Annotated in this window: 10 protein-coding genes; 1 reads left to right on the top strand and 9 read right to left on the bottom strand. The window is 27.8% G+C overall.

Annotated features, from left to right (window positions below):
- A partial coding sequence (locus Q5F54_RS07435) for an NFACT family protein (RefSeq protein WP_302334170.1) occupies positions 1–956 on the top strand: 956 nt, incomplete at its 5' end.
- Between the two features lie 70 nt (positions 957–1,026).
- Here Q5F54_RS07435 and Q5F54_RS07430 read toward each other — a convergent pair.
- The 9 genes from Q5F54_RS07430 to trpS form a co-directional block, all read right to left on the bottom strand.
- On the bottom strand, positions 1,027–2,046 hold the full coding sequence (locus tag Q5F54_RS07430; protein WP_288525785.1) for a BMP family protein: 1,020 nt from the start codon (positions 2,044–2,046) through the stop codon (positions 1,027–1,029).
- A 420-nt stretch (positions 2,047–2,466) separates the two neighbouring features.
- Entirely contained in the window at positions 2,467–3,711 is a 1,245-nt protein-coding gene (locus tag Q5F54_RS07425; protein ID WP_302334169.1) for a uracil-xanthine permease family protein, read from the bottom strand.
- 98 nt (positions 3,712–3,809) lie between these two features.
- On the bottom strand, positions 3,810–4,343 hold the full coding sequence (pyrR, locus tag Q5F54_RS07420; protein WP_071119639.1) for a bifunctional pyr operon transcriptional regulator/uracil phosphoribosyltransferase PyrR: 534 nt from the start codon (positions 4,341–4,343) through the stop codon (positions 3,810–3,812).
- A gap of 186 nt (positions 4,344–4,529) precedes the next feature.
- Positions 4,530–5,441, bottom strand: coding sequence for an RluA family pseudouridine synthase (locus Q5F54_RS07415; RefSeq protein WP_071119638.1), 912 nt, complete (start codon positions 5,439–5,441; stop codon positions 4,530–4,532).
- Positions 5,442–5,449: 8 nt separating this feature from the next.
- A complete protein-coding gene (gene lspA, locus Q5F54_RS07410) occupies positions 5,450–5,905 on the bottom strand; it encodes a signal peptidase II (protein WP_143023164.1) in 456 nt (151 codons plus the stop codon).
- 69 nt (positions 5,906–5,974) lie between these two features.
- Entirely contained in the window at positions 5,975–6,748 is a 774-nt protein-coding gene (locus Q5F54_RS07405) for a polysaccharide deacetylase family protein (protein WP_071119637.1), read from the bottom strand.
- Between the two features lie 23 nt (positions 6,749–6,771).
- Positions 6,772–7,272: a TraR/DksA C4-type zinc finger protein gene (locus Q5F54_RS07400; protein WP_071119636.1), complete on the bottom strand. Its 501-nt coding sequence runs from the start codon at positions 7,270–7,272 to the stop codon at positions 6,772–6,774.
- A 2-nt stretch (positions 7,273–7,274) separates the two neighbouring features.
- On the bottom strand, positions 7,275–7,664 hold the full coding sequence (locus tag Q5F54_RS07395; protein WP_083335009.1) for a DUF5665 domain-containing protein: 390 nt from the start codon (positions 7,662–7,664) through the stop codon (positions 7,275–7,277).
- 162 nt (positions 7,665–7,826) lie between these two features.
- On the bottom strand, positions 7,827–8,731 hold a 905-nt coding region (trpS, locus tag Q5F54_RS07390; RefSeq protein ID WP_302334168.1), incomplete at its 5' end, for a tryptophan--tRNA ligase.

Raw genomic sequence — 8,731 nt, 5'->3', positions numbered from 1 at the left:
GTTTATTCAGTAATTTATCAATTATAAATGATGATAGTATATCTAAAATATTAGAAAATTACTATGCAACTAAAGATATAAAAGATAGAATTCATCAACGTTCTTCAGACCTTAGAAAAAGTATATCTATAAAACTTGATAGACTTTATAATAAATTAAATAAACAAGAAAAAGAATTAATAGAATCTGAAAATGCAGACATATATAAAATAAAGGGCGAACTTATTACATCCTACATATATATGATTGAAAAAGGTATGGAAAGTGTTGAGGTTTCAAATTTCTATGATCCAGAATATAAAAATATAAAAATATCATTAAATACAAACTTTACACCTTCAGAAAATGCTCAAAAATACTTTAAAAAATATAATAAATTAAAAACTGCAAAAAAAGAAATTACCTCTCAAATGGAAATAACTAAAGAAGAAATAGACTATTTAGAAAATATTATGCTTAGTATAGAAAACTGTGAAAACTTAGCTGAGTTAATGGATATAAGAGAGGAACTAGGTAAAGTTGGATACCTAAGATCTAAAAATAATAGTAAAAAAGAAACTAAATTAACTACTAAACCTCATGAATTTGTTAGTTCTAATGGTTTTAAAATTTTAGTAGGGAAAAATAATAAACAAAATGATCATCTTACTCTAAAAGTAGCTTCTAATGAAGATATCTGGATGCATACTAAAAATATACCTGGTTCACATGTTATCATAAAGACCGAAGGAAAAGAAGTTCCAGATGAAACTATATTTGAAGGTGCAATGCTTGCTGCATTCTTTAGTAAATCAAAGATGTCTTCACAGGTACCAGTCGATTATACTAAGAAAAAAAATGTTAAAAAACCTAATGGAGCAAAACCTGGAATGGTTATTTATGATACTAACAACACTGTCTACGTAACTCCTACAGAAGAATTAGTAGTTAAATTAAAATCTAAGTTCGATAATTAAGATATATTATTATAAAATCTCATAATGTAAAAAGAGTTAATCTCACAATATAGATTAACTCTTTTTGCATTTATTTTATAAGTTGATTATATTCTTCTTCAGTTTTAGGTATCTTTATTTCACCATTTTTTACTTTATTAGCTTCTTTATTAACATAATCCATTACATCTTGTGGTATTAAGTTTTTAGTATTTTCTACTATTCCAACTCCACCTTCTTTAAGTCCATATACTTTTTCTGCTCCACCTTTAAATGTTCCTTCTACTAAATCCTTAACTAAGTCATAAGATGCAACATTTAGTTTCTTAACAGCTGACGTTAATACATTCTCTGGTGCCAGGTCACTTTGATCTCTATCTACACCTATAGCATATTTATTAGCTTCTTTTGCTGCTTCTATAGCCCCTGTTCCTGAATCACCTGCTGCAGCTAATATTATATCTGCATTTGATGATTGCATTTGTTTAGCTATAGATTTTACTTTTGCTTGATCTGTAAATGAATTTACATATTGTTCTAATATCTGAGTATCTTTATTTGTGTTTGTAACTCCATATTTATATCCATATTGATGTCTAACTACTGATGGTGCTGGTAATCCACCTATAAATCCAACTTTATTAGTTTTGCTCATCTTAGCAGCCATTACACCAACTAAATATGCAGATTCTTCTTCTTTAAATACAACTGGAATGACATTTTCTTGTATTGTATCATATGTTTCATCTAATATTGCAAATTTTTGTTCTGGATAATTCTTAGCTGATTCCTCTATAGAATCTTTTAACTGATATCCAACACCTATTATTAAATCTGTATCTTCATCCATAAGTGTTTCTATATTTTGTATGTAATCACTTTCTTGTTTTGATTCTAAATATTTTATTTCTATTCCAAAATCAGCCTTAGCTTTTTGTAACCCTTCCCAAGTTGATTGGTTAAATGATTGATCATTTATACTCCCAGCACCTAATACTATTCCTACTGAAATATCATTTTTCTCTGTACCTTTATTTGATCCACATCCAGTTAATATAGATGCTGATACTAAAAAGGCTGTTGATAGTGATAATAATTTTTTAAATTTCATAATTGCCCTCCAGTAATTTTTGTGAACTTTTTTTATATGATTTTTAGTTTTGTTCGCAAATAGGTTTCTGTTTTATAATTTTTATTTAAATTTGTCTATACTTTTTACTTAATTTTTCTTATTAAATTTTTACTTACCACTATATGTCTATTTGATAATAATGAATTCCTTTGAATTTTTATACAATATAGTTTTCCTGTAATAAAAAATTCGCTTCGCTCATTTCGCCAACGATATATCCTTGCTTACGCTATGGATACATCCGTTGCTCAAAATATCATTTTTTACTTTTATAAAGTTATTGATATTACTCATATTCATGTGTTATCCACATTTTTTTGCTTATATAATTTCATTATACGTAAAAAATACCTATACATAGATCAATATTTTATTCTATGCATAGGCATCTTAATTTATTTATGCAGTTGTTGTTCTTACTTTAACTGCTTCTTCATCTTCTTTTGAATCTGTATTTGAATTGTTTAATAATACGTTTAATACTATACCTACTATTGCTGCTAAGCTAAGTCCTGTTATTGTTACATCCTGTGTAACTGGTATACCTATAACTATACCTTTATCACTTAAGTAAGTAGTTCCTAAACCTATCACCATTATTGTTGCTATTATAATTATATTTTTCTTATTTTTTATACATCCATTATCTTTTACAGTTTTTACTCCAACTAAAGTTATCATAGAGAATAATAATATACTTATACCACCCATAACAGCGGTTGGTATACTTTGTAAAAATCCTCCAAACTTTCCTATACAAGATAAACATATTGCAAATACTGCTGTACGTCTAAGTAATGATGGATCATAGTTTTTAGTTAGTGCAAGTACTGCTGTATTTTCTCCATAAGTAGTATTTGCTGGACCTCCTAGGAACCCTGCTACTATAGTAGCTAATCCATCTCCAAGTAATGTTTTATTTAAACCTGGATTTTCTAAGAAGTTTTTACCTACTACTGCTCCATTTGTTGTCATATCTCCTATATGTTCCATAAAAACTGCTAATACAACTGGCGCTATTATAACAATTGCTTCTAAACTGAACTTCGGTAATGTAAACTTTGGTATTTCAAATAAACTAGCTTGTGCTATAGTAGTTGTATCTACCACTCCTAAGACTAAGCTTAATATATTTCCTATAATAACTGCGATTAATATCCCTAATTGCTTTATAAATCCTTTACCAAAGTTATTTATAATAAGCGCTATAGCTAATGTTATCATTGCTATCATAATATTATTTGATGCCATATCAAATGCTGTTGGTAATAAATTAAGACCTATAACAGCTATCATTGCTCCTGTAACTTGTGGTGGGAAATATCTTTTTATCTTATCTACCCCAACCATTTTTATTACAAAAGATAATATAACATAAATTAAACCAGCTACCATTATACCACCTTGAGCATAAGCTAAGTCACCATTAAATGCTTCTTTAACTGATAATATCAATGGTATAAATGCAAAACTTGAACCTAAAAATACTGGTACTTTTCCTTCTGTACAGAAATGGAATATTAATGTACCTATACCTGCACAAAAAATTGCAACTGAAGGATTAAATCCTGTTAATATTGGAACTAATACTGTGGCTCCAAACATTGCTAATAAATGTTGTATTGATAATACTGTTTTTTTCATAAAAAAACCTCCCGTAAATTTTTTAGGGAGAAATTATTCTCCCTTTTTCAGCATCTCTGTACTGAATTAAAAGGCACTATATTTATAAATTTATGCTCTTATTCATTAATTGTTACTGAATCTTCACCATCAATTTCTGATAGCTTTACTGATATAATTTCACCTTTTGATGTCGGAACATTCTTTCCTACATAATCAGCTCTTATTGGTAACTCTCTATGACCTCTGTCAACTAAAACCGCTAACTGTATAGCCTTAGGTCTACCTATATCTATAATAGCATCTAATGCACTCCTCACTGTTCTTCCTGTATACAGTACATCATCAACTAGTATTACTATTTTATCATCTATACTAAATTGTACATTTGAACCGTTTATCACTGGGTCAACATCTATCTTTTTTAAATCATCTCTATATAGAGTTATATCTACTTCACCAGTATTTACTGATGCTCCTTCTATTTGTTGTATTTTTTTACCTATTCGATCTGCTATAGGAACACCTCTAGTTTTTATTCCTACTAAAACAACATCTTCTATACCTTTGTTTCTTTCTATTATCTCATGACTGATTCTAGTTATAGCTCTTCCAATTGCTTTTTCATCCATTAATTGGGCCTTTTCTTTCATCTGTGACCTCCTAGTAATTTTTGTAAAATCTAAAAAGCTTCTTATCATAAGACAAGAAGCTATATATACAAATATGCTTAATAAAATACTAATAGTATTTTTTCTTGCCTTATGATATCTCTGTATCATTTAAAGGTATACTTTCATTATAATCATTATATATTCAACATATATATATTTCAAGCATTATTTCAACTTATTTAATATATCTTGAAAATACTTTGGTAGCTCCGAATCAAATTCAACATATTCTTTAGTTGTAGGATGTATAAATCCTAATTTTTTAGCATGTAAAGTTTGTCCTTTTAACTTAAATTTATTATTTTTAGGTCCATATACTTCATCTCCTAATAAAGGATGATTTATTGATAATGCATGAACTCTTATTTGATGAGTTCTTCCTGTTTCAAGCCTTGCCTTCATATGAGTAAAGTTTTCATACCTTTTAATAACTTCAAAATGAGTTATTGCATTTTTACCATCTTTAACAACTGCCATTTTTAATCTATCCTTAGGATTTCTTCCTATAGGTTTATTTACTGTTATTTTATCTTCTTTAACTACACCATGGCATATAAATTGGTATTCTCTTGTAATAGAATGTTCTTTTAGCTGTTCTGCTAAACTATTATGTGCATTATTATTCTTAGCTATCATTAAAAGTCCAGAAGTATCTTTGTCTATTCTATGAACTATTCCAGGTCTTATTACTCCATTTATAGATGATAAATTTTCTTTACAATGATATAATATAGCATTTACTAATGTTCCCTCATAATTTCCTGGAGCAGGATGAACTACCATATCTTGAGGTTTATTTACTATAAGCACATCTTTATCTTCATATACTATGTTTATCGGTATATCTTGAGGTATTACCTCTAAAAGCTTCGGTGCTGGTATTTGTATAACTATTTTGTCATCTTCTTTTACTAAGTACTTTGCTTTTTCTATTTTATCATTAACAGTTACTTTTTTATCTTTTATTAGTTTTTGTATATAACTTCTAGACATATCTCCTAATTGCTCGGAAAGATATACATCTAATCTATCTCCTTCTTCCTCTTCTATTACTATAAACTCTTTTACTTCATCCATTTTTACACCTACTTCTGCTTTTCTTTATTGTCATCATAAAATAATATGTATATACATAAAAGTATTGTACCTAAAACTACAAATATATCTGCTATATTAAATACGTACTCCCATATTATTCTAAAGTCAAAATAATCAACTACAAACCCAAGCCTTACTCTATCTATTAGATTCCCTATAGCACCGGATATTATAAGGAGTATTCCAACTTTTCCAACTGTATCTACTTTTTTTGTATGTAAATAGTATAATCCATATATAGATGCTACAAGCGCTACGATTATAAATATTATTTGGTTATTTTGGAACATTCCAAATGCTGCACCTCTATTTTCTACATATGTAAGATGGAATACATTTTGTATTATAGGTATACTCCTTATATCTTTTAAGTAATTTAGTGCTAATAATTTAGATATTTGATCTATACCTATTAATAAAATTATTATCAATTCATATATCAATATTTTTTCCTCCCTGATAAATATATATTATTATTATACAAAAAAAAGCTTCCTAATTGGAAGCCTCTATTATTGTTTTTGCATTGTTTGCTCTTTCTCTAGGTTTTCTATAAGCTCTGATACTGTAACAAACTTATATCCCATTTCTTTTAACTTTGGTATAACAATCTCTAGTGCTTGTACTGTTTGAGATTTTTTATTTCTTAAGTTATTGTAATCATGTAAAAGTATTATAGTCCCATTTTGAACTTTAGAAGTTATTGTATCTACAATGTAATAAACACCTGGATTTGACCAATCTCTTGGATCTAAATTAGACCATAAAACTATATTCATATCCTTTTCTTTTACTATGTTACACATAGCTTTGCTTATTGCTCTATATGGAGGTCTAAATAGTTTAGGTTCTTCCCCTATAACCTTTTTCACTGCTTGCTGTGTATTATTTATTTCTTTATATATATCGTTATATCCTTTTTTAGAAACATTTATATGTGTAAAGGTATGATTCCCTATTTCATGGCCTTCCTCATGTTGTCTTTTTAAAATTTCAGCATTCCATTCAACATTTTCTCCTACTACAAAAAATGTTGCTTTTACATTATTTTTCTTTAATATATCTAAAACTTGTGGAGTAAAATCTTTATCTGGACCGTCATCAAAAGTTAATGCGATTACTTTTTCATCTTCATTTCCATGTTTTATAATTATATCTTCATAATCATTCATTATATCTTGACTTATATTTGAAACTTCTAAATCTTTCTCATTATTGTATTTATAAACATAAATACCTGTAATTAAAAGTAAGGCTACCGAAAACTGAATAATAATCTTTTTCATGATAGACACCTCTTTTCTTCAGACTAATCCCTATCTGACTCATCTTTAGGCATTTTATTCATTTCATTTAACTTCATAACTGTTTCATCATAAAACATATATCCTTTATTTATTAATCTTTGATTTTCTTCTCTACTTGTTAAATGTAAATCTGGTTGATTTTTTGCACAATTAGAGCATAAGTTAGTTTCAGGGAGTATATCTAATCTATCTTTATCTATTTGCTGATGACAAATATCACATATACCATAAGTTCCATTTTCAATTTTGTATAGTGCGTCTTCAATATTATTTAACTTTCCTTCTTCATGATTAGTTAGACTATTTTGCATATCCTGCATATATACCTCTGTTCCTATATCTGCTGGATGATTATCATAGCTTGATAATTCACCTGAAGTATATCTTTCACTAGTATGATTAGTTATATTCCCAAAAACTGTATTATCCCTCATTTCACTTATTAATCCAGTTAATTTTTCTTTTTCCTTTAAAAGTTTTTCCTTATATTTATTTATATTCATATTTATCTACCCTCTCTATATTGATCTACTATATTTATAAGTTTTGCTATAAATGCACCTATTACAGGCAAATCTACCCATGTACTTAATAAGTAAAGCACTAACGCTGCTAAGACTGTAAAGCCTATCGCTTGGCCAAATCCTTTCCCTAATCCTGCTACAAAATTTATTAAAAATAACCTTCTTTTACTATCTGTTAGCATCATATATTCTCTAATTCTACTTCTCTCAATTATTAAAATTAATCTTTCTAAATACCTTCTTATAAGTCCTAAATCTTCTGATGTTATTTCACATAAATTTAATTCATTCATAACTTTATCAAGGTCTTTCATATTTATAGGATTTTGATTTTCTAGGTTATTATCTTCTTTATATTTAATATGCCTCACTTCCTTTTTTGTAAAAAGATAATACGTAAATATTATGTGAAAAAGTTAATCATTGTATGTGCATCTGAGTAAAAAATTCACTTAGCTCATATTTTCAGTAACTTTTTATGTAATAGAAAAAGGAGTTGAAATATTATCATTTCAACTCCCTTTTATCACATCTTATAAAAATTTTCTTTCTATTAATCCAACTTTTTTATAAACTTTTCTTAAAGTTTTTCTAGCTTGTCTTTCAGCTTTTTCCGCACCTATAGCATATACTTTTTCTAAATAATCTTTATTATTTAAAAGATCATTATACTGCTCCCTTATAGGTCTTAAACTTTCAACTATAACTTCGGCTACATCTTCTTTGAATATTCCGTATCCTTTACCTTCATACATAGCCACTAATTCTTCTATAGATTTGTTACCTAATTTAGAATATATTTCTAATAAGTTTTTTATTCCTGGTTGTTCATCATTATAACTTATTACTCCTAATGAATCTGTGACACTTCTTTTTATTTTTCTTCTTATAGTGTCTGCATCATCTGCTAAAAGTATAAATGCATTTTCATTTTCATCAGATTTACTCATTTTCTTTTTAGGTTCTTGTAAGCTCATTACTCTACCTACTTCTTTTGGTATATATGGCTCTGGTATTTTAAATGTAGGTGAGTATCTATTATTAAATCTAGTAGCTAAGTCTCTAGCTAATTCTAAATGTTGCTTTTGATCTTCTCCAACTGGTACTAAGTCTGTTTGATATAATAATATATCTGCTGCCATTAATACTGGATATGTAAATAATCCTGCATTTAAGTTTGCTTCACTTTTTTGTGATTTATCTTTAAACTGAGTCATTCTACTTAACTCACCCATATAAGTCATTGTATTTAATATCCACATAAGTTCTGCATGAGCACTTACATGAGATTGTATAAATATAGTATTTTTTTCTGGATCTAGTCCACAAGCTAAATATTGAGCTAATAATTGCATTGTATTTGCTCTTAGATTGTTTGCTTCTTGTGGTACTGTTATTGCATGTAAATCAACTACGCTGTAAAAACAATCATATTCAT

The organism is uncultured Romboutsia sp. (assembly GCF_958366745.1).
Classification (GTDB): Bacteria; Bacillota; Clostridia; order Peptostreptococcales; family Peptostreptococcaceae; genus Romboutsia; species Romboutsia timonensis.
This window is presented reverse-complemented; position numbering and strand designations above follow the sequence as displayed.

What these genes read in the sequence shown, in the direction of transcription:
- Q5F54_RS07430 (WP_288525785.1), bottom strand. Translation starts at nt 2,046, where the DNA reads ATGAAATTTAAAAAATTATTATCACTATCAACAGCCTTTTTAGTATCA.
- Q5F54_RS07425 (WP_302334169.1), bottom strand. Translation starts at nt 3,711, where the DNA reads ATGAAAAAAACAGTATTATCAATACAACATTTATTAGCAATGTTTGGA.
- pyrR (WP_071119639.1), bottom strand. Translation starts at nt 4,343, where the DNA reads ATGAAAGAAAAGGCCCAATTAATGGATGAAAAAGCAATTGGAAGAGCT.
- Q5F54_RS07415 (WP_071119638.1), bottom strand. Translation starts at nt 5,441, where the DNA reads ATGGATGAAGTAAAAGAGTTTATAGTAATAGAAGAGGAAGAAGGAGAT.
- Q5F54_RS07405 (WP_071119637.1), bottom strand. Translation starts at nt 6,748, where the DNA reads ATGAAAAAGATTATTATTCAGTTTTCGGTAGCCTTACTTTTAATTACA.
- Q5F54_RS07400 (WP_071119636.1), bottom strand. Translation starts at nt 7,272, where the DNA reads ATGAATATAAATAAATATAAGGAAAAACTTTTAAAGGAAAAAGAAAAA.